At 52.5% G+C, this 23,932-nt stretch carries 23 protein-coding genes and 1 tRNA gene; 13 read left to right on the top strand and 11 right to left on the bottom strand.

All coding sequences use genetic code 11. From position 1 onward, the window contains the following. Positions 1-48 precede the first annotated feature (48 nt). Positions 49-639: an aminoacyl-tRNA hydrolase gene (pth, locus tag JL661_RS09785; RefSeq protein ID WP_004239475.1), complete on the bottom strand. Its 591-nt coding sequence runs from the start codon at positions 637-639 to the stop codon at positions 49-51. A 303-nt stretch (positions 640-942) separates the two neighbouring features. On the opposite strand from pth, the gene JL661_RS09780 reads away from it, so the two are divergent. Beyond that, positions 943-1,212 carry a stress-induced YchH family protein gene (locus JL661_RS09780; protein ID WP_004237330.1) on the top strand — a complete coding sequence of 90 codons (270 nt, stop codon included), beginning with the start codon at positions 943-945 and terminating at the stop codon, positions 1,210-1,212. Between the two features lie 97 nt (positions 1,213-1,309). Here the strand turns inward: JL661_RS09780 and prs are convergent, their stop codons facing one another. The 3 genes from prs to lolB all read right to left on the bottom strand — a co-directional run bounded on the left by prs (position 1,310) and on the right by lolB (position 3,823). Next, positions 1,310-2,257, bottom strand: a complete 948-nt coding sequence (gene prs / locus JL661_RS09775; RefSeq protein ID WP_004239474.1) for a ribose-phosphate diphosphokinase — start codon at positions 2,255-2,257, stop codon at positions 1,310-1,312. Between the two features lie 76 nt (positions 2,258-2,333). Beyond that, a complete protein-coding gene (ispE, locus tag JL661_RS09770; RefSeq protein WP_004237327.1) occupies positions 2,334-3,209 on the bottom strand; it encodes a 4-(cytidine 5'-diphospho)-2-C-methyl-D-erythritol kinase in 876 nt (291 codons plus the stop codon). Then, entirely contained in the window at positions 3,194-3,823 is a 630-nt protein-coding gene (gene lolB, locus JL661_RS09765) for a lipoprotein insertase outer membrane protein LolB (RefSeq protein WP_004239473.1), read from the bottom strand. Before lolB ends, ispE begins: the two co-directional genes overlap by 16 nt. A gap of 280 nt (positions 3,824-4,103) precedes the next feature. Here lolB and hemA point away from each other — a divergent pair, with 280 nt between their 5' ends. The 6 genes from hemA to mnmL all read left to right on the top strand — a co-directional run bounded on the left by hemA (position 4,104) and on the right by mnmL (position 9,951). Next, positions 4,104-5,366 carry a glutamyl-tRNA reductase gene (gene hemA / locus JL661_RS09760; RefSeq protein ID WP_036414691.1) on the top strand — a complete coding sequence of 421 codons (1,263 nt, stop codon included), beginning with the start codon at positions 4,104-4,106 and terminating at the stop codon, positions 5,364-5,366. A 36-nt stretch (positions 5,367-5,402) separates the two neighbouring features. Next, positions 5,403-6,485, top strand: a complete 1,083-nt coding sequence (gene prfA / locus JL661_RS09755) for a peptide chain release factor 1 (RefSeq protein ID WP_004237324.1) — start codon at positions 5,403-5,405, stop codon at positions 6,483-6,485. Further along, entirely contained in the window at positions 6,485-7,321 is an 837-nt protein-coding gene (gene prmC, locus JL661_RS09750; RefSeq protein ID WP_004239470.1) for a peptide chain release factor N(5)-glutamine methyltransferase, read from the top strand. The genes prfA and prmC overlap by 1 nt, the downstream gene beginning before the upstream one ends. Next, positions 7,318-8,124: an invasion regulator SirB1 gene (sirB1, locus tag JL661_RS09745; RefSeq protein WP_004237322.1), complete on the top strand. Its 807-nt coding sequence runs from the start codon at positions 7,318-7,320 to the stop codon at positions 8,122-8,124. The genes prmC and sirB1 overlap by 4 nt, the downstream gene beginning before the upstream one ends. Before the next feature lie 66 nt (positions 8,125-8,190). Further along, positions 8,191-9,042, top strand: a complete 852-nt coding sequence (gene kdsA, locus JL661_RS09740) for a 3-deoxy-8-phosphooctulonate synthase (protein ID WP_004237321.1) — start codon at positions 8,191-8,193, stop codon at positions 9,040-9,042. A gap of 6 nt (positions 9,043-9,048) precedes the next feature. Then, a complete protein-coding gene (mnmL, locus tag JL661_RS09735; protein WP_024472955.1) occupies positions 9,049-9,951 on the top strand; it encodes a tRNA modification radical SAM protein MnmL/YtqA in 903 nt (300 codons plus the stop codon). A gap of 7 nt (positions 9,952-9,958) precedes the next feature. On the opposite strand, the gene JL661_RS09730 is transcribed toward mnmL, so the two are convergent. The 3 genes from JL661_RS09730 to JL661_RS09720 form a co-directional block, all read right to left on the bottom strand. Then, positions 9,959-10,408 (bottom strand): methyltransferase family protein, encoded by a 450-nt coding sequence (locus JL661_RS09730; RefSeq protein ID WP_004237319.1) that lies wholly within the window; start codon positions 10,406-10,408, stop codon positions 9,959-9,961. Between the two features lie 81 nt (positions 10,409-10,489). Next, positions 10,490-12,211 (bottom strand): C4-dicarboxylic acid transporter DauA, encoded by a 1,722-nt coding sequence (gene dauA / locus JL661_RS09725; protein WP_004237318.1) that lies wholly within the window; start codon positions 12,209-12,211, stop codon positions 10,490-10,492. Positions 12,212-12,479: 268 nt separating this feature from the next. After that, a tRNA-Ser gene (locus JL661_RS09720) sits at positions 12,480-12,569 on the bottom strand. 336 nt (positions 12,570-12,905) lie between these two features. On the opposite strand from JL661_RS09720, the gene ghrA reads away from it, so the two are divergent. Both ghrA and JL661_RS09710 read left to right on the top strand, forming a co-directional pair. After that, positions 12,906-13,847, top strand: a complete 942-nt coding sequence (gene ghrA, locus JL661_RS09715; RefSeq protein ID WP_046024622.1) for a glyoxylate/hydroxypyruvate reductase GhrA — start codon at positions 12,906-12,908, stop codon at positions 13,845-13,847. Positions 13,848-13,910: 63 nt separating this feature from the next. Further along, positions 13,911-14,471: a TorD/DmsD family molecular chaperone gene (locus JL661_RS09710; RefSeq protein WP_062771703.1), complete on the top strand. Its 561-nt coding sequence runs from the start codon at positions 13,911-13,913 to the stop codon at positions 14,469-14,471. Between the two features lie 64 nt (positions 14,472-14,535). Here JL661_RS09710 and JL661_RS09705 read toward each other — a convergent pair whose 3' ends face one another. From JL661_RS09705 to mdtH, 3 genes are all read right to left on the bottom strand, one after another. Continuing rightward, complete coding sequence (locus JL661_RS09705; protein WP_062771700.1) at positions 14,536-15,849, bottom strand: CitMHS family transporter; 1,314 nt, start codon at positions 15,847-15,849, stop codon at positions 14,536-14,538. A gap of 370 nt (positions 15,850-16,219) precedes the next feature. Then, positions 16,220-16,777 carry a lipoprotein gene (locus tag JL661_RS09700; protein WP_032098255.1) on the bottom strand — a complete coding sequence of 186 codons (558 nt, stop codon included), beginning with the start codon at positions 16,775-16,777 and terminating at the stop codon, positions 16,220-16,222. Between the two features lie 64 nt (positions 16,778-16,841). Further along, positions 16,842-18,041, bottom strand: a complete 1,200-nt coding sequence (gene mdtH / locus JL661_RS09695) for a multidrug efflux MFS transporter MdtH (protein WP_004237312.1) — start codon at positions 18,039-18,041, stop codon at positions 16,842-16,844. A gap of 168 nt (positions 18,042-18,209) precedes the next feature. Between mdtH and rimJ the strand changes: the two genes are divergently transcribed. The 3 genes from rimJ (at position 18,210) to JL661_RS09680 (ending at position 21,349) form a co-directional block, all read left to right on the top strand. Further along, positions 18,210-18,794 carry a ribosomal protein S5-alanine N-acetyltransferase gene (gene rimJ, locus JL661_RS09690; protein WP_004239462.1) on the top strand — a complete coding sequence of 195 codons (585 nt, stop codon included), beginning with the start codon at positions 18,210-18,212 and terminating at the stop codon, positions 18,792-18,794. A gap of 74 nt (positions 18,795-18,868) precedes the next feature. After that, positions 18,869-20,404: a murein biosynthesis integral membrane protein MurJ gene (gene murJ, locus JL661_RS09685; protein WP_004239461.1), complete on the top strand. Its 1,536-nt coding sequence runs from the start codon at positions 18,869-18,871 to the stop codon at positions 20,402-20,404. Between the two features lie 69 nt (positions 20,405-20,473). Further along, entirely contained in the window at positions 20,474-21,349 is an 876-nt protein-coding gene (locus JL661_RS09680) for a leucine-rich repeat domain-containing protein (RefSeq protein ID WP_062771697.1), read from the top strand. A gap of 73 nt (positions 21,350-21,422) precedes the next feature. Here the strand turns inward: JL661_RS09680 and argS are convergent, their stop codons facing one another. Further along, positions 21,423-23,153, bottom strand: coding sequence for an arginine--tRNA ligase (gene argS, locus JL661_RS09675; RefSeq protein WP_004239458.1), 1,731 nt, complete (start codon positions 23,151-23,153; stop codon positions 21,423-21,425). 168 nt (positions 23,154-23,321) lie between these two features. Between argS and JL661_RS09670 the strand changes: the two genes are divergently transcribed. Beyond that, complete coding sequence (locus JL661_RS09670; RefSeq protein ID WP_004237304.1) at positions 23,322-23,876, top strand: VOC family protein; 555 nt, start codon at positions 23,322-23,324, stop codon at positions 23,874-23,876. The last annotated feature ends 56 nt before the right edge of the window (positions 23,877-23,932 follow it).

Genomic DNA, 23,932 nt, shown 5'->3' with positions numbered 1-23,932 from the left:
TTGCCGCCGATTATACACGGTTACGGATAAACAGACGATACCTGCGGCTCACTGACCGGCTTTAAATGTATGCAGACGTGAAATGGCTTTTGCCATGCCGTCTTTCATCAGCACATCGGTGCAGCGCACAGCTTCATCGATGGTCTCATCAATCAGTTGTTGTTCGGAGGCGGGGGGCTTGCCCAGTACAAAACCGACAACTTTGCTTTTATCACCCGGATGGCCGATGCCGATACGCAGACGATGAAAGTTCGGGTTGTTACCCAATTTGCTCTGGATATCTTTCAGACCGTTATGACCGCCGTTGCCGCCGCCGAGCTTCATTTTTGCCACGCCGGGCGGGAGATCCAGCTCGTCATGTGCCACCAGAATTTCATCCGGGGCAATCTGGTAAAAACCGGCGAGGGCACCGACTGCTTTGCCGCTCAGGTTCATAAAGGTGGTCGGTACCAGCAGGCGGACATCATTCCCCTGAATATTCAGACGCGCGGTATAACCGTAAAACTTACTTTCTGATTTTAATGACTGATTATAACGGCGGGCCAGTTCATCCACATACCAGGCACCGGCATTGTGGCGGGTTTGGGCGTATTCCGCACCGGGGTTGGCCAGCCCCACAATTAATTTTATCTGACTCACACTTGTATCACTTGTTGTTCAGGCAGGTTTTGACTGCAAAGAGGGCTATTCTACCCGTCACCCGCGCGGAGTACAAAAGAAACGTCCTTCCCGGACGGATGTGACTATTTGTGCAATAATTTAGCGATGAATTATTAAGTTTCGCTTTTTGGCACAATAAGCCAAATAAAAAGTTTTATTTTTGGTCTATGTGATCTCATACGCAACATATACGTATCAATTCGGGCTATAATCTATGTCAAGAAGGAATTCCTACTTTCGTACTTTGAGTTGTTAGCAGACAAAAGAGTGGCGGAGGTCCCTATGAAACGTAAATTATCCTTATTGCTCGGTAACCTGCTGATGGTTGTCGGTATGCTGTTGATGGTCGGCAGTATGGCCTTTACTGTCGGTGTCCTTATTTTTGCACTTCCTTTACCGGATATCTATTCCGAAGCCTCCCTGATGGGGATCTTTATCGGTGCCCTGGTGTGGCTGGGCGGAGCCGGTCTGAGCGGGCGCCGTGAATCCATTGCGGATAAATATTACTGGCTGCGTCATTTCCACAGCCGCTACCGCCGCCGGATGCCGTAAACGAAATATTATCGCTAACGGTTAAAATGCCTGCCAACAAAAAACCCGTTGTCTTCACAACGGGTTTAAGCACGCAATGTGTATACTGATTATGAAATCAGTGTTCGAACATCGCGGAGATAGACTCTTCATTACTGATACGGCGGATGGCTTCTGCCAGCATTCCGGATAAAGTCAGAGAACGGACTTTATTCAGTGCTTTGATTTCCGCTGATAACGGAATGGTGTCACAGACAATCACTTCATCAATCACAGAATCACGGATATTGTTGACCGCGTTGCCGGAGAAGATAGGGTGAGTTGCGTATGCAAACACACGTTTCGCACCACGTTCTTTCAGTGCTTCCGCAGCTTTGCACAGCGTGCCCCCGGTATCGATCATATCGTCAACCAGTACACAGTCACGACCGGCAACATCACCGATGATATGCATCACCTGAGAAACGTTCGCACGCGGGCGGCGTTTGTCGATGATAGCCATATCAGTGTCGTTCAGCAGTTTGGCGATCGCACGGGCGCGGACCACACCACCGATATCCGGAGAAACCACAATCGGGTTGTCCAGATCTTTCTGCAGCATATCTTCCAGCAGGATTGGGCTGCCGAAGACGTTATCAACCGGAACATCGAAGAAGCCCTGAATCTGCTCAGCGTGAAGATCCACTGTCAGCACACGGTCAACACCCACACTTGAGAGGAAGTCAGCGACCACTTTCGCGGTGATTGGCACACGCGTTGAGCGGACGCGGCGATCCTGACGGGCATAGCCGAAATACGGGATAACAGCAGTGATACGACCCGCAGAAGCACGGCGCAGTGCATCAACCATGACAACCAGTTCCATCAGGTTATCGTTAGTTGGCGCACAGGTGGACTGGATGATGAAAACATCACCACCACGCACGTTTTCATTGATTTGAACACTGACTTCACCGTCGCTGAAACGACCGATCGCAGCGTCTCCGAGGTTAGTGTACAGGCGGTTGGCAACACGTTGTGCTAGTTCCGGGATGGCGTTACCAGCAAAAAGCTTCATATCAGGCACGAGAAAAACCTCAGGCATGCGTCCAGAGAGATTGAATTGTGAACCTGAAAGCGTCCGGAGACGGAATCAGGGGCAATTACAGTAGACCAGCGCGGAACTGATGAAGCGGCGAAATGTTGACACCACGTGCCACAAAGCCCTTCACCCACGCCGGCGCGTTAATTAACACCTGTCGGGCGGCTGCCTGGTTTTCGAACTCTCCGAACACACATGCACCCGTACCGGTCAGGCGTGACGGAGTATATTGTAGCAGCCAGGAAAGAAGGCAATCAACCTCACGAAAACGTTTTCTTGCAATCGGTTCACAGTCATTTGCGTACGGAGCCTGTAATAATGCGGCCAGAGAGCGGATCGGCGTGTCGCGAATTAATTGCGGATCTGTGAAGATAAGCGGTGTCGGAACCGAAATTCCGGGGTGTGCAACCAGATACCAGCGTTCCGGCGGAGACGCAGGGTGCAGAATTTCGCCTATTCCTTCAGCAATTGCCGCGTGGCCCCGGACAAATACCGGGACATCCGCACCGAGCATCACACCCAGCTCTGCAAGCGTTTCGTCGGGTAACTGTAACTTCCAGTGATAGTTGAGAGCGATAAGCACTGTGGCAGCATTGGAGGAACCGCCACCGATACCACCGCCCATCGGCAGAATTTTTTTAACGGCAATATCCGCACCGGGTAAATCCGCTGTCAGGTGATGCTCCCGTGCATAAATCTGTAACAGACGGGCGGCGCGGATCACCAGGTTTTGCTCATCCGGTACGCCGGCAAGCGGGGTCAGCAGACGAATTTCACCGTCAGTACGTGGTGTAATTGTGACACTGTCACCATAATCCAGAAACTGAAACAGGGTTTGCAGCGTATGATAGCCGTCCGCGCGGCGGCCTGTGATATATAAAAACAGGTTCAGCTTGGCGGGGGACGGCCAGGTCAGTGATGTCAGTTGAGTGTCCATGAATCCATTTTCAGCTTGATGCGGTTATCACCCTGTTCGATATCCAGGCGGTTCGGCAGTTGCGGGGAGACTTTTTCATCATAGGACTGATAAGTGACTTTCCACTTTTCCATGCCCTGAGCCCAGCTCAGCGCTTTCAGGTGATACTGATTGCTGATGGCATAGGACTGCGCGTCACCCGGCAGGCCGACAATCCACTGACGCAGATTTTCCATCGGGATAGTCATACCGGTCAGCTGGTAAATCATGCTGTCCGGATCATCACTGTAATATTTCTGACCTTTGTTATCGGTCAGCTGGGTCTGGCCGTCTTTGACAATCAGTTCCAGCTCGGTGCTGCCGACCGGGTTGGTGAGCAGCAGTTTGTAGTTGTCCGGGGAATACTGCTGCCAGAAGAAACGGGCATAGGTTTTCTGGGTGGTACCGATGTAGGCAAACGAGCCGCGCGTCTGATAACGCTGTAACTGATTTATTTGTTCTGTCTGTGCTTTCCAGCCGGCAGAGGTGGCGGAAACATCGCCTTTCTCTGTATTGTCGGGCAGGGTACAGGCGGCAAGTATCAGGCTGCACAGGGGCAGAAGCCGGATAAAGCGCGGTAATTGAATAGAGGCCACGTTGTAATTTCCTTTAACAACTTATAAAAGCAATAACAGTATTGTGCCTGTTTCAGTGGCTGTTTCCTACCTCTCTTACGCTGATTTACGCAATTATCCGCCCGGCTGACACGGCCTGTTGCGCACCGCATTACGTGCTTATTATCACTGTTTCCCGTTTAACGCTTTAATTGCGCGGGATCGGCTGCTAAAATGCATGCAGTTATCCTTAGTAAGGGTGTTGATTTCCGGTATACTTAACCGGTATTTTACACACTTACCCCGGTCTGTATTGCAGGATATGACTCTATTAGCTCTCGGCATTAACCATAAAACCGCACCTGTTGCCTTACGTGAGAAAGTGACTTTCTCACCGGACAGCATGGAAGCGGCATTAACCAATCTGCTCGAACAACCGTCCGTGAGCGGCGGCGTTGTGCTGTCTACCTGCAACCGGACAGAAATCTATCTCAGTGTGGATGAACAGAATAATCAGCGCGATCAGCTGATTGACTGGCTGTGCCGCTATCACAACATCAACCCGCAGGAACTGATGTCCAGCCTTTACTGGCATCAGGATAATGAAGCTGTCAGTCATCTGATGCGGGTGGCCAGCGGGCTGGATTCCCTGGTACTCGGCGAGCCGCAGATCCTGGGGCAGGTCAAAAAAGCCTTTGCTCAGTCACAGACATACCGTTCACTTTCCCGTGAACTGGAACGCCTGTTCCAGAAATCTTTCTCTGTCGCCAAACGGGTGCGTACTGAAACCGATATCGGTGCCAATGCGGTATCGGTGGCGTTTGCCGCCTGTACCCTGGCGCGTCAGATTTTCGAATCCTTATCCAGACTGAATATCCTGCTGGTCGGGGCGGGGGAAACCATCGAGCTGGTGGCCCGTCACCTGAACGAGCACGGCGTAAAACACATGATGATCGCCAACCGTACCCGCGAGCGGGCCCGCGTGCTGGCGCAGGAAGTCAATGCAGAGGTGATCACACTGCCGGAAATCGACAGCCGGCTGGCGGAAGCGGATATTGTTATCAGCTCCACGGCCAGCCCGTTGCCGATTATCGGTAAAGGTATGGTGGAACGCGCCCTGAAAGCGCGCCGTAACCGCCCGATGCTGCTGGTGGATATTGCGGTTCCCCGTGATATCGAAGCCGATGTGGAAAAACTCAGTAACGTTTATCTCTACACTGTGGATGATCTTGAGGCGATTATTGAGCACAATCTGGCGCAGCGCCAGGTGGCGGCACAACAGGCGGAATCCATTGTGGTGCAGGAAAGCGGGCACTTTATGGAATGGCTGCGCGCCCAGAGCGCGGTCAATACGATCCGCGAATACCGCGAACAGGCTGAAGAGATCCGCGCCGCCATGGCCGCAAAAGCCGTGGCACTGATTCAGCAGGGGCATGACCCGGAAGAGGTTATCAACCAGATGTCACAGCAGCTGACCAACCGCCTGATCCACGCACCAACCAAATCACTTCAGCAGGCCGCCGGTGACGGTGATACCGGTCGTCTGACTCTGTTACGCGACAGCCTTGGGCTGGAGCATCATTAACTTCCTCTATATATTTTTTAAGGTAGCAGACTACGAATGAAGCCTTCTATTGTCGCAAAACTGGAAGCATTGAAAGAACGTTATGAAGAAATTCAGGCGCACCTAGCGGACGCCGATGTTATCGCTGATCAGAATAAATTCCGTGCCTTGTCGAAAGAATATGCGCAGCTGACTGACGTTGCGAAATGTTTTGAAGCCTGGCAGACCATTCAGGATGATATCGACACCGCCCAAATGCTTCTTGATGATCCTGAAATGAAGGAAATGGCACAGGAAGAGCTGAAAGACGCAAAACTGCGGAATGAAACCTTAGAACAGGAATTACAGGTCTTATTACTGCCGAAAGATCCGGATGATGAACGCAACTGCTTCCTGGAAGTCCGTGCGGGCACCGGCGGCGATGAAGCGGCGCTGTTTGCCGGTGATCTGTTCCGTATGTACAGCCGTTATGCGGAATCACGCCGCTGGCGGATTGAGATCATGAACAGTAACGACGGCGAGCACGGCGGATATAAAGAGATTATTTTCAGAGTCACTGGTGAAAATGCCTACGGTAACCTGAAATTTGAATCCGGCGGCCACCGCGTGCAGCGTGTGCCGGAAACCGAATCCCAGGGCCGTATTCACACTTCAGCCTGTACTGTCGCGGTGCTGGCGGAAGTCCCGGAAGCGGAACTGCCGGATATCAACCCGGCGGATCTGCGCATTGATACCTTCCGTTCATCCGGGGCCGGTGGTCAGCACGTTAACACCACGGATTCCGCTATCCGTATCACTCATATTCCGACCGGGATTGTGGTGGAGTGCCAGGACGAGCGTTCGCAGCACAAAAACAAAGCCAAAGCACTCTCGGTGCTGGCCGCACGAATCAAAGCGGCGGAAGAGTCCCGCCGTCATGAGGCGGAAGCCTCTGAGCGCCGCAACCTGCTGGGTTCCGGTGACCGTTCGGATCGGATCCGCACCTATAACTTCCCGCAGGGACGGGTGACGGATCACCGTATCAACCTGACTCTGTACCGTCTGGATGAGGTCATGGAAGGTAAGCTGGATGCACTGATCCAGCCGCTGGTGAACGAATATCAGGCAGATCAGCTCGCCGCGCTGTCTGAGCAGGACTGATGACGTTCCGGACCTGGCTGGCAGAGGCTGTCAGCCGTTTAAGTCACAGCGACAGCCCGAAACGGGATGCGGAAATCCTGCTGACGTTTGTCACCGGCCGAACCCGCAGCTACATTATTGCTTTTGATGAAACCCCGCTCAGCGGGGATGAACAGCAGCGTCTTGAGGCGCTGCTTGTCCGCCGGGAGCAGGGCGAGCCGGTGGCGTATATCACCGGTGTGCGCGAGTTTTGGTCACTGCCGCTGGAAGTGTCTCCCGCCACACTTATTCCGCGTCCTGATACCGAATGTCTGGTGGAGGCAGCGCTGGAATTGTTACCGGCAGCATCCTGCGATATTCTGGATCTCGGTACCGGCACCGGCGCGATTGCGCTGGCACTGGCCTCTGAACGGCCGGATTGCCATGTGACCGGGGCGGATATCCAGCCGGATGCGGTGGCGCTGGCACAGCGCAATGCCGCCCGTCTGGGGCTGACGAATACAACCTTTAAAGAAAGTCGCTGGTTTGCTTCACTGCCGATTCATCAATTTGCTATGATAGTGAGTAACCCGCCATATATTGATGAGAATGATGAGCATCTGGTGCAGGGGGATGTCCGTTTCGAGCCGCGCAGTGCGCTGGTCGCCCCGCAGAACGGCCTGGCCGATCTGGCGGAAATCGCTGCGCAGTCCGCTCATTATCTGACACTTGGCGGGTGGCTGATTGTGGAACATGGCTGGCGGCAGGGAGACGCTGTCCGCGAACTGTTCCGGGAAAACGGATTTTACCGGGTGGAAACCCGCCGCGATTATGGCGGAAATGATCGGGTTACTTTAGGTCAACGGGAAGAGAAATGAAAAGCATTGCCGATTTTGAATTCAATGGTGCGCCGTTACTGAGCGGCATTATGTTAGTGTTAAAAACTGTCCGTCCGGATTTTGACCGGGAAAAGGCAGAAGCACACATCAATGAACTTATCCGTCAGACCCGTAAACGCCTCCCGCCGTATTCCGACGAACATACCTGTTTACAGACCCTGATCACACTCTTTTACCACAAATGGCAGTTCAGCGGCGCCAGCGGCGTTTATTCGCTGTCTGACACGCTGTGGCTGGATAATGTGCTGCGTACTCAGCGCGGCTCGCCGGTATCACTCGGCATCCTGTTTCTGCATATTGCACAGGCTATCGGTTTGCCGGTTGTGCCGGTGGTTTTCCCGACCCAGCTGATTCTGCGGGCGGATCTCGATGACGAAACCCTGTTTATTAACCCGATTAACGGCGATCTGCTGGATCAGCACACACTGGATGTCTGGATTAAAGGTACGGTCAGCCCGGCGCATCATCTGACCGGGGATGATCTCGAAGAAGCCGAAAACAGCCATGTGGTGCGCAAATACCTCGACAGTATTAAAGTCGCGCTGATGGAAGAGAAAAAAATGGAGCAGGCACTGAAAGTCAGCGAAACCATTTTATTATTTGATCCGGATGACCCGTATGAAATCCGTGATCGCGGGCTGATTTATGCCCAGCTGGACTGCAGCCATATTGCAGTTTCCGATCTGAATTATTTTATTGAGCAATGTCCGCAGGATCCGGTATCTGAAATGATAAAAATGCAGATCCACACTTACGAACAGCAGCATATCGTTCTGCACTGATAAACGGATATCGTTTTACATATTTTCATAAACGCAATTTAATTGCCTCTGCCAAAAGGTTATACCATGCAACAGAAAGTCGTATCTATCGGGGATATTCGTGTCGGCAACGCGCTGCCGTTTGTTCTGTTCGGCGGCATGAACGTCCTTGAATCCCGCGATCTGGCGATGAAAATCTGCGAACATTACGTGACTGTCACGCAGAAGCTGAATATTCCGTACGTCTTCAAAGCCTCTTTTGACAAGGCAAACCGCTCTTCCATCAATTCTTACCGTGGTCCGGGCCTTGAGGAAGGGATGAAGATTTTTGAAGAGCTGAAAAAAACCTTCGGTGTGAAAATTATTACCGACGTTCACGAATCCTGGCAGGCACAGCCGGTGGCGGACGTGGTGGACGTGATCCAGTTACCGGCCTTCCTGGCGCGTCAGACTGACCTGGTGGAAGCCATGGCGAAAACCGGCGCGGTCATTAACATCAAAAAACCGCAGTTTATCAGCCCGGGGCAGGTTGGTAATATCGCGGAAAAATTCCGTGAAGGCGGCAATGACCAGATCATTTTATGTGATCGCGGTGCAAACTTCGGTTATGACAACCTGGTTGTGGATATGCTGGGCTTTAAAGTGATGGAAAAAGCCTCCGGCGGTTGCCCGGTGATTTTCGATGTCACACACTCCCTGCAATGCCGTGACCCGTTTGGTGCCGCATCCGGCGGCCGCCGTGGTCAGGTGGCTGAACTGGCCCGCGCCGGGATGGCAGTCGGCCTGGCCGGTCTGTTCCTGGAAGCACATCCGGACCCGGATAATGCCCGTTGTGATGGTCCTTCCGCGCTGCCGCTGGCAAAACTGGAGCCGTTCCTGCAGCAGGTTAAAGCTATCGACGATCTGGTGAAAAGCTTCCCTGAGCTGGATACCGAATAATTTCCGATGCAGCTTCACACAGTCGTTAACATGTTCGGCGCTGATCTTCAGCGCCGTTATGGCGAAAAAATCCATAAAATCACCCTCCACGGCGGCTTCAGCTGCCCTAACCGCGACGGCACCCTCGGGCGCGGCGGTTGTACCTTCTGTAATGTGGCTTCTTTTGCGGATGAAAATGCACAGTATGATTCCATTGAGGATCAACTGAGCCAGCAGTCCGGAAAAATCACCCGCGCCAAACGTTATCTTGCTTATTTCCAGGCCTATACCAGCACCTACGCGGAAGTTGAACTGCTGCGAGAGATGTATGAATCCGCACTGACACAGGCTGATGTGGTGGGATTGTGTGTCGGTACGCGGCCGGACTGTGTGCCGGAGGCGGTGCTGGAGCTGCTGCAAAGCTATCAGCAGCAGGGCTATGAGGTATGGCTGGAACTGGGATTACAGACCGCCCATGATAAAACCCTGAAACGTATCAACCGCGGTCATGATTTTGCCTGTTATCAGGCCACCACCCGGGCCGCCCGTGAACGCGGGCTGAAAGTGTGTTGTCATCTGATCACCGGTCTGCCGGGAGAAACCGCAGCCGATAATCTCATCACACTTGAGCGTGTGCTGGAGACCGGCGTTGAAGGTATCAAACTGCATCCGCTGCATATTGTGGAAGGCAGCACCATGGCAAAAGCCTGGCGGGCGGGGCGCTTACCCACCATTTCCCTCGAAGAGTATGTCGCCACCGCCGGGGAGATGATCCGCCACACACCGCCGGACGTTATTTATCACCGCATCTGCGCCAGCGCACGGCGTCCGACCTTACTGGCACCGGACTGGTGCAGCAACCGCTGGCTCGGCATGAACGGCCTGTGGCAGTATCTGCTGGCAAACGGCGGCCAGGGCAGCGCAATCTGAGCGTGAATTACAGCCAGCGCCGTGTCTGCTGGCAATAGGCCGCCCAGTCCTGTTTAAATTTTCCGGCAAGGAATTTTTCTTCCTGCGGGATGCTGAACAGATCGGTGATCAGCCAGAAAATAAGGCCGCCGATGAGAAAATAGTAAGAGTGGGTCAGCAGAGCAAAGCCGATACAGGCAGTGGTCAGCGCGAGGTAGACCGGATTGCGTGACAGACGGAACGGTCCGCCGGTGATGAGATGGGTCGCTTCGCCGAGCGGGTTCGGCGTGGTGTTATGGCGGCGGAAATACACCAGTGATGCACCAATCCAGCCGAGACTTTCCAGCCCGATCAATATGGCTAAAATGCCGCTCCAGCCGCTGAACTGAATCACCAGTGCATCTTTGGCATACAGCCAGATGGCTGCAACGGCGTTGATAATCAGCCAGTTAAGAAAGGGAAGACGGAATACGGCCATGATTTTTCTCCGGTAACAGATAAAGAAACGGCGGACATTACGCCCGCCGCTCTGTTCATTATAGCCTGATTACAGAGGTTATCATGCCTCTGATGTCACACCATCCATCAGCCCCAGTTCAATCAGTGCCTTACTGACCGACGGGTAAAAGCTGATTTTATTCTCAACCGGGACAATCCGTGCCCGCGCCAGGGTTTTCAGCGGCTGGAACGGAATATCGGTGACCACGATGTGTGTATCCACACCAGCTTCGTCAATAAAACGGCGGAAGGCTTTTAATCCACCCGCATCAAGTACCGGCACCGCATCCCACTGCATTACAATGGTGTGATATCCCGAACTTTTGACTTTCAGATCATCAAAAATCCGCTCGGCAGCGGCAAAGAACAGCGGGCCGTTAACCCGGACAACCAGAAGCCCTTTGTCGTGATCGGTATAGGAAGACTCACTCAGGCGCGTCATATTGGCGATACGGCGCATAAACAGCAGTGAGGCCAGCACAATCCCGACACTGATAGCAATGACCATATCAAACAGCACAGTGAGGCTCAGGCACAGCAGCAGCACGATAATATCGTCTTTCGGCGCGCGGCGGATAAGTTCAATGACTTTAGCCGCTTCACTCATATTCCATGCCACCATCAGCAGCAGAGCGGACATCGCGGCCAGCGGCAGATAAGAAAGCAGCGGCGCCAGGATCAGCAGAGTCAGCAGCACCAGCAGAGAGTGAATAATAGCAGAGACCGGCGATGTGGCACCGGCACGCACGTTAGCCGCCGAACGGGCGATAGCAGCAGTGGCGGTAATGCCGCCGAAGAACGGTGCGGTGATATTACCCAGTCCCTGACCCAGTAATTCGCCGTTGGAGTTATGTTTTTTGCCGGTCATACCGTCAAGCACCACCGCACAGAGCAGCGATTCAATCGCGCCCAGCATTGCCATCGAAAACGCTGCCGGCATCAGGGCGGTAATGGTGGCCCAGCTGAACACAAATTCTTTGCCGTCCGGGGTCGGTAAATTCCACGGCAGGATAAACTGCGGCAGAATCGGCGGGATCCCCGCACCCTGTGTACCGTCCGCCAGGGTATAACTGAAACGGGAGCCGATGGTGGCCGCTTCCATGCCGAACAGGGACAGCACCAGCATCACCAGCATCCCGGCAATTACAGCGGGAAGGTGTCCCGGCAGACGAAGTTTCAGTTTCGGCCAGTAGATCAGCACCAGCAGTGTGGTTACGCCAATCAGGGTATCCGACAGATTGATGGTCGGCATGGCTCTGACAAGGGCAATAACCTTATCAACATAGTTTTCCGGTACATGCGCCATGGTCAGACCGAAAAAGTCTTTCACCTGCATGGTGGCGATGGTGATCGCAATCCCTGAGGTGAAGCCGAGCACCACGGAAATCGGAATATATTCAATGAGTTTACCGAAACGCGCCAGACCCATTGCCAGCAGGATAATCCCGGACATCAGAGTGGCTATCAGTAGCCCGCCTAACCCGAACTGCTGGGATACGGGGTAGAGGATCACCACAAACGCGGCGGTCGGCCCGGAGACACTGAAACGGGAGCCGCCGGTCACCGCAATCACAATACCGGCGATAGCGGCCGTATACAGGCCATATTGCGGTGCCACACCACTGCCGATAGCCAATGCCATGGCCAGTGGGATAGCAATAATCCCGACGGTGATACCTGCAATGGTATCTTTTATCAGACGGGAAACGGAGTAAGGCTGTTTCCAGCACGAGTCAATTAATGCAGTAAAAAGAGATAATCCTTTAAATGTTGAAATTTTCATTTCCGGACAACTGTCACCTCTGAGTCATATGAAAAAAATAGGGAGACGCCAACGCGCATTAGTCTACGCAAAACAGGGAGAGATTTAGCTGAGATACATCAAATGACGCTGTATACAATAGCGGATATTAAAATAAAATCAAAAATATGAAGAAGTTAAGGTGTAATAAAACAGGATATTCTGCCGCCGGACCGGATAGCAGCATAAAAAAGAAAAAGCAGAAACGAAAAAAAGCCTGCTGATTGCTCAGCAGGCTCTTCTCTTAAGATGGCGGTGAGAGAGGGATTCGAACCCTCGATGCACTTTCGCGCATACACACTTTCCAGGCGTGCTCCTTCAGCCACTCGGACATCTCACCGGGGTACTGTTCGTTGCGTTGATATCTCGCTGCAACGGGGCGCTACTATAGGGGAAGCGACGTAACCCGTCAATACACGCCATGAAAAAAAATGTGTTTTTTCGTTTGTTTAACCAAAAAAACAGCATATTGGTGATTAACATAGCAAATCCGCTGAAAACAGCGTACCGGCTGCCTGAAAAATAACCGCTGATTTTTTTCCGGCGGAAAATCATCTGCCGGAAAAATATGCAGGTCAGTTAACAATAACAACATTTTAACGATACGAAAATCTGTCCGGGGCTTGAATTCTTTGCGTAATCCTATCAGGCTGGTAAAAAAACAGAGGAGCGCCGCATGAATATTATTTTCTACCATCCTTTTTTTGATTCTGAGCTGTGGATCAACGGCATGAAAAAACACCTGCCGCAGGCGGATATCCGCAAATGGGTTCCGGGTGATAACCAGCCGGCGGATTATGCCCTGGTGTGGTTACCGCCGCGTGAGTGTCTGGCCGGGCGGACCACCATGAAAGGGGTCTTTGCGCTGGGTGCCGGGGTGGATGCCATTCTGAAACAGGAACAGGCAAACCCGGGCACACTGCCTGCCGGGGTGCCGGTGATCCGCCTTGAAGATACCGGGATGGGGGCGCAGATGCAGGAGTACGCGGTTGCCAAGGCGCTGTGGTACTTCCGCAAGATGGATATTTATAAACGCCAGCAGGAGCAGCGTATCTGGAAAGCACAGCCTGCTTTCACATTTGATGAATTCGAAATCGGTGTGCTGGGAACCGGAGTTCTCGGCCGTTCCGTGGCGGAAAAGCTGGCAGAATTCGGATTTAAAGTCCATGGCTGGAGCCGGACACCAAAACAGATCCCCGGCGTGACCAGTTTCCACGGCAACGATCAACTGGATGAATTCTTAAGCCACAGCCGCCTGCTGATCAATCTGCTGCCGGACACACCGCAGACCAGAGGGATCCTCAACCAGTCACTGTTCAGTAAGCTGCCGCAGAGTTCTTACCTGATTAACCTGGCGCGCGGTTCGCATCTGGTGGATAACGATTTACTGGAAGCCATTGATGACGGACAGATTGCCGGTGCCAGCCTGGATGTGTTCGCCACCGAACCGCTGCCGGAAATGCACCCGTTCTGGACCCACCCGCGGGTGGATGTCACGCCGCACATTGCTGCATTTACCATTCCGTCAGAGGCAATGAAAGCCATCGTTGCTAATATTGAGCGGATTGAGCGGGGCGAAGCACCGCAGGGCGTGGTGAATATGGAGCTGGGGTATTAATTCTTTACAGCAATAAGGACAATCCGGACAATAGCGGCAACTCAGTTAATAAGGATTTGAAGTATGAATGAATTTTCACTGGTCTGCCGCCTGCTCGGAACCCTGTTTAACCGCGCTCCGGCTGATCCTGTGCTGGCACCGGTTCTGACGATGATTAAGCAGGGGCAGCTGAAAGCCCACTGGCCGCTGGAGCAGGATGCACTGCTGACACGGCTGGCTGAGCATTGCGACAGTGCGGAACTGGCAGCGGATTATCAGCAGTTGTTTGCTGACGGGGCGGTGGCTCAGCTCCGGTCGGACTATACCGGTGAACCGGAAAGTGAAGTCCGTCAGTTTCTCAGTGAACGCGGTATGCCGCTGACTGATGCGGTAACAGACAGTTTCGGATCTTTGCTGCTGGGGGCATCCTGGCTGGAAGATCAGGCACAGGAAGATGAAGTCAGTGCGCAGACGGCGCTGTTTGCGGACTATCTGCTGCCGTGGAGTGATGCATTTCTCGGGAAAGTTGAGTCACATGCACAGCACGGCTTTTACCGCACCCTGGCTATTCTGACCCGTGAAGCACTGTCCGCGCTGTATGAAGAGCTGACAGAAGACGCAGAAGAAGACGAAAACGATGATTAATGTGTGACGTTGTCACATATTATTTTTCAGGCCCGGTCAGATGACCGGGCTTTTTGTATCCGGCTCAGAACAGCCCGAGGAACCAGCCTGCCGCCAGGGTGATAAAGCTGAACAGCCAGATCCAGAAGAAGGAGTAGCGCAGATGCCGCCCCATATCCACCCCGGCAATCCCCACCGCCAGCCACACAGCCGGTGAGAACGGGCTGACAAAGGTTCCGGCGTTATTACCGATAGCCATGGCATACACCACATCAGCAGGCGGAATACCGGCGGATGCCACCACATCACGGACAATCGGCAGCAGGGCAAAGTAATAGGCATCGGTACTGGTAAAGATATCCAGCGGCACACCAATCATCCCGATAATAATATGAAACTGTTCCGCCATATGTCCCGGAATAATCAGCAGCAGATCCTTTGCCACGGACTCCAGCATCCCGCCTTTATCCATAATCCCCAGGAATACCCCGGCGGAAAGGATAATTGCTGCCATAGATAACGCCTGCGGGGCATGATGGTTAATCACGGCTACCTGGTCTTTTGGTTTCGGGTAATTGACAATGAGAGCGGCGGAGAGCGCCAGCATAAAGATATACGGTGCCGCGAGCCACCCCAGTGCCAGACTGAGGATAGCCAGCAGGATCAGCGAGATATTAATCAGAAAGCGCTGTGGTTTTTCCGTACCGTGTTCTTTATCCGCCTCATCATACAATTCAAGAAGCGAATCCTGCTCATACGGCGTGGTGCCGTATTGTGCCGCCCGGGCGATCCGGCGTTTTTCCCGCAGACCAAACAGCGCGGCAACCAGCACCGATGCGGTAATACCGATGATTTGTACCGGGATCAGCGGCTGCCACAGCACTGAAGCGGAAATACCGGTCACAGCAGAGGCGCGGCCGAGCGGTCCGCCCCACGGCACCATATTCATTACCCCCATACTCATACACATCAGCAGCAACATCAGATACGGGCTCATACCCAGCCGCCGGTAGATAGGTAAAAACGCCGGGATAATAATCAGAAACGTTGCCGCACCGGAACCGTCGAGATGCACAACGGCTGCCACCAGCGCAGTAACCATCGCCACAATGACCACATTTCCCCGGGTCAGCCCGATCATCAGGCGGATAAACGGATTGAAGATGTGCAGATCTTTCATAATGCTGAAAAACAGAATGGCAAACAGGAACATCACTGCGACACTGGCCACTTTTTTGATGCCGTAATCAAAAAATTCAGTGATTTCAGGCAGGGAATAGCCGGCCAGCAGGGCGCCGAGCAGGGGAATAACAGACATGGCAATTACAGGGCTGGTTTTTCCTGTCATCAGCAGAACGACAATAGAAATGATGATCAGCAGCCCAATCAGTGTCAGCATCAGATGATCCTTATCCGGAATAGTTATTTTCTGATGTTACTGAAAGAGATTAGATGAGTGTTAAAAATGTTTATGAATTGTGAAATATATCATCAAAAAAGAATCCTGCAGATTCAGAAAAAAGCGCTCAATCACAAATTAATTTTATCTGTAACAGCAGAAAAATCAGTGTTTCACTCTGTTTTACAGGAAGCGTACTGCAGATGCGTCAGAATGGGATAACCTGGTATCTTTTCGTATGCATTGAATTTTCGTCATATTCTTCTGCAAAACAGGAAGGTGATACCGTTCCCAGCGGGATAGTTAAGGAACGGTATCATAATTTAGTGAATTAATAATTTACTATCACAATTAAAATTTTTAATCGAAATTATTCGGTTAACGGGATAACGATCCGGCCAGGCCGAATTTCAATGCCCTTGGCAAACTTCTTCGCAGCCGCTTCGGCTGTATTATCGCCATTCAGAACATACACCGGGGTGATATTGAAAAAGGTGCTCAGTGTATGATTGAGATAAGGGATCAGCGCGGAAATCAGGGTATCCCATTTGTCCGGATCCAGCGTGTAATTGGTAATTTCAACATCCCGCATATAGATTGACCCGCTGGTGGCATCGAAATACGGTGCGGCGCTGAGAGACATTGAAATAGTGAAATCCCGTGAACCGAACAGCGAAACCAGCTTCAGCGAGCCGATTGCCGTCAGTTTTACTTTGCCGGGCTCTTCACGGCCAATCTCGGTGAGCAGTTTTTCCAGGGTAAAATCCGCATCTGCCACACCATCCATACCAATCTGTTTATTCAGATGGATATTCTCTGCCACCGCACTGTTAATGGTCTCTTCACTGACACTGATTTCGGTTAATTTATCGCAGCCGGTTAAAACTGTTGCTGCGACCAGTGCCGCGGTAAAAAGGAATAATCTCATCGGTATCTCCTGTTGTATACCACCCGATACTAACCTGTGCTGCGGCAAATCCCAAATATCCGGATCAATTTAATACGGCAGGGCTTATCTTCTTCGGGTTAAACTGGCGGTAAAGTGCTATCAGTGTAATCAGCCCGATTGTACCGAGTAAAAACCAGGGAAGTTCAGGTAATTGCATTTCTTTACCCAGATCATACAGCCAGCCGCCGCCGGTATAACCGATGGCACCGCCGAATGCCAGCCCCAGGCGGCTGAAGCCCATGTAACTGCCGCGTGCGCGCGGATCCGCCAGTGACGCGCTGAGGGTTTCCCGTGCCGGTTCGGCAATCACCGAACCTAAATAGAACAAACAGATAATCGCGAATAATACATGCAGTGAATGAGTCAGTGCGACCGGGAACATACTCAGGCTCATCAGGAATAAACCGGCCATCAGACGGGTTTCCAGCCGGAAGTGTTTTTCACTCCAGCGGGCCAGCGGATAGAGCAGAGTCAGTGATAATGCAGCCTCAATGGCATACATCCATTTCACCGCCGCCGGTGTGCCCGCCAGTTCGTTGACGATGATCGGGAACATCAGCATCACCTGCACGGAGAGAATGAAATAACCGGTCAGTGTCAGCACATAGCGGGAGAACCGTTTGTCACTCAGTACGCGGGTCAGCCCCTCTTTGACCGGGGTGCGGGTGGTGGAAATGCGGTAAGCGGGCAGCAGCCAGGCATTACACAGGGCGGTGATAATAAAGATTGCCGCGCCCACCCAGCAGACCAGATGAAAGTCATAGATAAGCAGCCAGCTGCCGAGCAGTGCCCCGAGTACCGCCCCGGCGCTGTCCTGCATCAGCAGCAGGGAATAGAAACGGCCGCGTTCATACGGGCGGGTCAGTTTGATTACCAGCGCAGTGCGCGGCGGGTCAAACAGCGTGCCGCCGATAGCCGAGAGAATACAGGAGAGCCAGAGGATCCACGGCTCATCCGCCATGGCCATCAGGGCAAAACCGCCTGCACGGAGAAACATACCGATGACGATCATCGGCTTGGCACCGAAGCGGTCAGCAATCGCACCGCCGAATATTCCCAGCCCCTGCTGGACAAGCTGGCGCAGCCCCAGAGCAAACCCGACCACAATCCCCGCCCAGCCGAGTTGTTCAACAAAACGGATGGAGATCAGCGGGAAGACCACAAAGAAGCCGAGAACAACCAGCAGGTTATCCACCAGCAACCAGTACTTACCCAGCGTCCGGGCTTGTCTGACAAGTGACATTCAGCACCACATTAAATATTGAAAGGAATAGAAAAAAGGGAGATGATTACGCCTTCTATTCTCTGCTTATTCAGCGTCTGATAACAGAGAATTCAGGATGATATTTTTTTTATCGACGGAACGTGGTTAAGCACACCCTGACTACGGCCTTCTGAGAGAGGAATTATGTTGTTCGGCTACCGCGCGAATACGCCGCAGCTGCGTTTTAACACGGACAGAATGGTGGTCCGGCTGGCGCACGAGCGGGACGCGTACCGCATCAGTGAATATTACTGTGAAAACGAAGCATTTCTGAAACCCTGGGAGCCTCTCCGCGACCGCAGCCACTATCATCCTTCCGGCTGGTCATCCCGCTTACAGCTGATGACGGATATGCACCGTCAGGGCACCGCTTTCCATTTTCTGCTGCTGGATCAGGCTGAAAATGAGGTGATGGGGGTGGCGAACTACAGTAATGTCATCCGCGGCGTGTTTTACGCCTGTTTTCTCGGCTATTCACTGGGAGAAAAATGGCAGGGGCAGCATTATATGCAGGAAGCCCTGGAGCCGACACTGCGCTATATGCAGCGTCAGCAGGGCATGCACCGCATTATGGCAAACTATATGCCGCATAATCAGCGCAGCGGACAACTCCTTGCCCGGCTCGGGTTTGAAAAAGAGGGCTACGCAAAAGATTATCTGATGATTAACGGCCGGTGGCGTGACCATGTTCTGACCGCACTGACCACCCCGGACTGGGTTAAGCCACGATAACGGCGGGTTTTTCTGTTCCGCCCGCGTTATCGTGATACTATTTCCGCCTTTGTTATCTGACCAGCACACTCAGCATGAATTTATTGAAATCTCTCGCCGCCGTCAGCTCGATGACGATGTTCTCGCGTGTACTCGGCTTTATCCGTGATGCCATTATCGCCCGGATTTTCGGGGCATCGATGGCTGCCGATGCCTTCTTTGTCGCCTTTAAACTGCCGAATCTGCTGCGGCGTATTTTTGCCGAAGGGGCATTTTCCCAGGCCTTTGTGCCGATTTTATCGGAATATAAAACTCAGCAGGGCGAGGAAGCGACCCGCACCTTTATCGCTTATGTTTCCGGGATGCTGACACTGATTCTGGCGGTGGTCACCGTGCTCGGAATGCTGGCCGCACCGTGGATTATCTATGTCACCGCACCGGGTTTTACCGATGACCCGGATAAATTTACGCTGACCGCCAATCTGCTGAAAGTCACCTTTCCGTATATCTTTCTGATCTCCATCGCTTCACTGGCGGGGGGGATCCTCAATACCTGGAACCGTTTTTCCGTCCCTGCATTTGCACCGACCCTGCTGAATGTCAGTATGATCGGTTTTGCACTGTTTGCCGCCCCGTATTTTGATCCGCCGATTATGGCGCTGGCGTGGGCTGTGCTGGCAGGGGGGGTATTACAGATTGCCTATCAGCTGCCGCACCTGAAAAAAATCGGCATGCTGGTGCTGCCGAGAGTTTCTTTCCGTAACAGCGGGGTCTGGCGGGTAATGAAACTGATGGGGCCGGCGATCCTCGGGGTATCGGTCAGCCAGATTTCACTGATTATCAACACCATTTTTGCCTCATTCCTGGTGTCCGGCTCGGTCTCCTGGATGTATTACGCTGACCGTCTGATGGAACTGCCGTCCGGTGTGCTCGGGGTGGCACTGGGGACGATTCTGCTGCCGTCGCTGGCAAAAAGCTTCTCCAAAGGGGATACCACCGAATACCGCAAACTGATGGACTGGGGATTGCGTCTCTGTTTCCTGCTGGCTCTGCCGTGTGCGGTGGCGCTCGCGATTCTGGCGGAAGCACTGACGGTCAGCCTGTTCCAGTACAAAAATTTCACCGCCTTTGATGCCCTGATGACACAACAGGCACTGATTGCCTACTGCGTCGGTCTGATGGGGATGATTGTGATTAAAGTACTGGCACCGGGATTCTATTCCCGCCAGAACATCAAAACACCGGTGAAAATCGCGATTGCCACGCTGATCCTGACACAGCTGATGAACCTGGCCTTTATCGGGCCGTTTAAACATGCCGGTCTGGCGCTGTCGATTGGTATTGCGGCCTGTTTCAACGCCTCACTGCTGTACTGGCAACTGCGCAAACAGAATATCTTCACACCGCTGCCGGGCTGGGGAAAATTTTTCCTCAAACTGGTGATCGCAATGCTGTTTATGGCCGCGGTACTGGTGGGTATGATGTATCTGATGCCGGAATGGTCACAGGGCAATATGCTGATGCGTATGCTGCGCCTGATGGGTGTGGTGATTGCCGGTGCCGGTGCCTATTTTGCCGCACTGTATGCGCTTGGTTTCCGCCTGCGGGACTTTGCACAGCGCAGCTTATAAACTGTTTTTATCTTATTCTGACGGGGCTGATAACAAGCCCTGCGGAATCGCGGATGCCGGAGCGTTTGTATGCTGCACCAACACACTGTTTCTGATGCTGAACTGAACCTGGATAACGGCGGGTATACGTCAATTGATGCGTTTATCACGCCGCCGTATACCCGGCAGGTTATCAGTGCCTATAACAATCAGCTCTCTGAATATCCGGCTGCACTGCGTCACTGTACGTCATTACAGGTACTGAATCTCTCCTGTAATCAGCTGGCTTATATTCCGCCGGATATTGCACAGCTGACTGCCTGTGAAATGCTGGATCTGGGACATAATTGTATCGCGGATGTTCCGCCGGAAATAGGTGAATTACATCAGCTGCAATATCTTTATCTCAGTGAAAACGGATACAGCAGCTTACCGTCGTCATTTTCCGGACTGAAAAATCTGCGTTATTTTAATGCAACGGATAATCAACTGACAGCAATACCGGCATGGTTTTCTGAAATGGAAAAAATGGAAGAAATCCGTCTTTATAATAACCGGATAACGGAACTGTCTTCTGCTGTCAGCGGGTTGAAAAATACCCGCGAAATGCATCTGATGAATAATAAAATAACCGCTGTTCCGGATGAGATTGCAGCTGTGGCAGCGCTGGAAATTCTTGATCTGAATAATAACCGGGTGGCGTTTATTTCGCCGGAAATAAGCCGGTTACAACAACTCAATACACTGAATCTGCGTTTCAATGCCCTGAAAGCCCTGCCGGAAAACACCGGTGAATTATCATCCCTGTTATATCTGGATTTACGTGCGAATCAGCTGAGTACACTGCCGGACAGCCTGGCAGCATTAACACAGCTGCGCAAACTGGACCTGCGCTGGAATAATTTCTCCGTCATTCCACCGGTGGCAGAAAAATTACAGGCAGCAGGGTGCCGGGTATTGCTGTAAGAGACTCAGAAGGCAATAAAAAAGGAACCATAAGGTTCCTTTTTTGCAGAAATAATCGCCGGTAATGCCGGGATTACATCTTCTCGACAGTACCGATACCCAGAGTATCCAGACCGGCTTTCAGGGTTTTCTGTGTCAGCAGCGCCAGTTTCAGACGGCTCTGGCGCAGTTCTTCGCTTTCCGCTGCCAGAATCGGGCAATGCTCGTAGAAACCGGAGAACAGACCTGCCAGATCATACAGGTAGCTGCACATCATATGCGGCAGACCTTCACGGGCAACAGCAGTAATGGTTTCTTCAAACTGTAACAGACGGGCAGCTAACTGGCGCTCGCGGTCGTCAGTCAGGATAATAGGTTGTGTCAGGCTGTCCGCATCAATATCCGCACGTTTGAAGACGGATGCCACACGGGTATAGGCATACTGCATATACGGTGCGGTGTTACCTTCAAAGGCCAGCATGTTGTCCCAGTCGAAGATATAGTCGGTGGTACGGCTTTTTGACAGATCCGCGTATTTCACCGCGCCGATACCGACAACTTCCGCCAGCTGTTTCAGCTCATCTTCCGGCATATCGCTGTTTTTCTCACGGATCAGTTTCTCCGCGCGTTCAACAGCTTCATCCAGCAGATCGGACAGGCGGATAGTGCCGCCTGCGCGGGTTTTGAACGGTTTGCCGTCTTTGCCGAGCATCATACCGAACATATGGTGTTCCAGTGTCATGCTCTCCGGGATATAACCGGCTTTGCGGACGATGGTCCACGCCTGCATCAGATGCTGGTGCTGGCGGGAATCAATGTAATAAAGGACGCGGTCGGCATGCAGTACGTCATGACGGTACTTTGCACAGGCGATATCGGTGGTGGTGTAGAGATATCCGCCATCTTTTTTGCGGATAATAACCCCCATCGGTTCGCCTTCTTTATTTTTGAATTCATCAAGATAGACGACAATCGCGCCTTCGCTCTCTTCGGCGATACGGCGGTTCAGCAGGTCACTGACAATGCCCGGCAGCATGTCGTTGTACAGGCTTTCACCCATGACATCATCTTCGGTCAGGGTGACATTCAGACGGTTATAGGTTTCCTGGTTCTGCTGCATGGTGATATCCACCAGCTTACGCCACATGGTGCGGCAGTATTCATCACCACCCTGTAATTTGACCACATAGCCGCGCGCGCGCTCAGCAAATACTTCGTCTTCGTCGTAATGCTTTTTCGCTTCGCGATAGAAGGCTTCCAGGTCGGCCAGTGCCATATCGCCGGCATCTTCATTCTGCATTTTTTCAAGATACGCGATAAGCATGCCGAACTGTGTTCCCCAGTCACCGACGTGGTTACAGCGGATCACTTTATGGCCCAGATACTCCTGGGTACGTGCTGCCGCATCACCGATGATGGTGGAGCGCAGATGCCCGACGTGCATCTGTTTGGCTACGTTCGGAGCAGAGTAGTCGATGGCGATGGTCATCGGCTCAACCGGGGTCAGGCCCAGTTTGTCATCAGCCAGCGCGGTTTCCAGCTGAGTGGTCAGCCAGTCAGGGGAGAGGAAAATATTGATAAAACCGGGACCGGCGATTTCCGTTTTTTCCGCAATTCCGTCAAGATCCAGCAGTTCAATCACTTTCTCAGCGAGCTGTCGGGGCGGCATACCCATTTTTTTCGCGGCAGCCATCACACCATTGGCCTGGTAATCACCAAACTGCGCTTTGGCGGACTGCTTAACGATAGCATCACAATCAAGTGGTGCCCCTGCGCTGATAAGAGCCTGTTGGATCTTATCTGAAAGAATTGCCTGAATATTCACCGGTTTACCTTAATTTAAAGAACAAAATGACACCCCGGAAACAGCGACGGAGGAGCGGGCTCGTCCGGGCGGGATGTTGTCGTGAAATTTGGCTGGTTTTATACCACAAAAACAGGGTCTCATGCTACTATCTGCGCCTTTGCGGATGAATTCTCACAGGGGATCATAATGAAAAATAGCGTACAGACAGCATCCCTTGCCGGTCTGATGGCAGAGCTGCCGGTGTTTGCCGGAAAAATACAGCAGTTTGCGGCGGATTTGCAGCTTGATCTCACGCACTATCAGGCGGATCACATCTCACTGCGGGCTCACGATACGGCACTGGCGGAACAGTGGCTGGCCGGATTCCGCGAATGCGGCACCGTTTTATCGGATAATCAGATTAACGGCCGCCCGATTTATCTGTTTTTACTGTATGAGCCGCTGACACTGCTGCACTGGCAGATTCCGGTGGTGGAACTGCCGTTCCCGAAAGATAAACAGTATGCACACCAGGGCTGGGAACATATCGAACTGGTGTTACCGGGTGACCCGCAGACCCTGACAGAGCGGGCTGCCGCACTGCTGCCGTCACCATTACCGGCCGGGGTAGTGATAAAAGCCAGCCATCCGCACGGCGAACAGGAGCGGTTGCCGAACCCGACACTGGCTGTCAGCCGGGAAAATATCACCATTAAGTTTCATCCGTTTACATTGCAGGAGATTGTCGAAAGTGAGCGGTAACCTGCAATTCTGACATTTCCCTGTGCGAATCGGCCGGATATTTCGCATCTTGTGAT

This window comes from Morganella morganii (genome assembly GCF_019243775.1).
Taxonomy (GTDB): domain Bacteria; phylum Pseudomonadota; class Gammaproteobacteria; order Enterobacterales; family Enterobacteriaceae; genus Morganella; species Morganella morganii.
The sequence above is the reverse complement of the archived record's forward strand: the minus strand, read 5'-3'. Positions and strand labels throughout refer to the sequence as shown.

What these genes read in the sequence shown, in the direction of transcription:
- JL661_RS09705 (WP_062771700.1), bottom strand. Translation starts at nt 15,849, where the DNA reads ATGCTGACACTGATTGGGCTGCTGATCATCATTTCTATTGTCGTTCTG.
- sirB1 (WP_004237322.1), top strand. Translation starts at nt 7,318, where the DNA reads ATGAAAAGCATTGCCGATTTTGAATTCAATGGTGCGCCGTTACTGAGC.
- dauA (WP_004237318.1), bottom strand. Translation starts at nt 12,211, where the DNA reads ATGAAAATTTCAACATTTAAAGGATTATCTCTTTTTACTGCATTAATT.
- kdsA (WP_004237321.1), top strand. Translation starts at nt 8,191, where the DNA reads ATGCAACAGAAAGTCGTATCTATCGGGGATATTCGTGTCGGCAACGCG.
- prmC (WP_004239470.1), top strand. Translation starts at nt 6,485, where the DNA reads ATGACGTTCCGGACCTGGCTGGCAGAGGCTGTCAGCCGTTTAAGTCAC.
- hemA (WP_036414691.1), top strand. Translation starts at nt 4,104, where the DNA reads ATGACTCTATTAGCTCTCGGCATTAACCATAAAACCGCACCTGTTGCC.
- ispE (WP_004237327.1), bottom strand. Translation starts at nt 3,209, where the DNA reads ATGGACACTCAACTGACATCACTGACCTGGCCGTCCCCCGCCAAGCTG.
- JL661_RS09710 (WP_062771703.1), top strand. Translation starts at nt 13,911, where the DNA reads ATGAATGAATTTTCACTGGTCTGCCGCCTGCTCGGAACCCTGTTTAAC.
- ghrA (WP_046024622.1), top strand. Translation starts at nt 12,906, where the DNA reads ATGAATATTATTTTCTACCATCCTTTTTTTGATTCTGAGCTGTGGATC.
- JL661_RS09730 (WP_004237319.1), bottom strand. Translation starts at nt 10,408, where the DNA reads ATGGCCGTATTCCGTCTTCCCTTTCTTAACTGGCTGATTATCAACGCC.
- mdtH (WP_004237312.1), bottom strand. Translation starts at nt 18,041, where the DNA reads ATGTCACTTGTCAGACAAGCCCGGACGCTGGGTAAGTACTGGTTGCTG.
- mnmL (WP_024472955.1), top strand. Translation starts at nt 9,049, where the DNA reads ATGCAGCTTCACACAGTCGTTAACATGTTCGGCGCTGATCTTCAGCGC.
- prfA (WP_004237324.1), top strand. Translation starts at nt 5,403, where the DNA reads ATGAAGCCTTCTATTGTCGCAAAACTGGAAGCATTGAAAGAACGTTAT.
- murJ (WP_004239461.1), top strand. Translation starts at nt 18,869, where the DNA reads ATGAATTTATTGAAATCTCTCGCCGCCGTCAGCTCGATGACGATGTTC.
- JL661_RS09700 (WP_032098255.1), bottom strand. Translation starts at nt 16,777, where the DNA reads ATGAGATTATTCCTTTTTACCGCGGCACTGGTCGCAGCAACAGTTTTA.
- JL661_RS09670 (WP_004237304.1), top strand. Translation starts at nt 23,322, where the DNA reads ATGAAAAATAGCGTACAGACAGCATCCCTTGCCGGTCTGATGGCAGAG.
- JL661_RS09780 (WP_004237330.1), top strand. Translation starts at nt 943, where the DNA reads ATGAAACGTAAATTATCCTTATTGCTCGGTAACCTGCTGATGGTTGTC.
- JL661_RS09680 (WP_062771697.1), top strand. Translation starts at nt 20,474, where the DNA reads ATGCTGCACCAACACACTGTTTCTGATGCTGAACTGAACCTGGATAAC.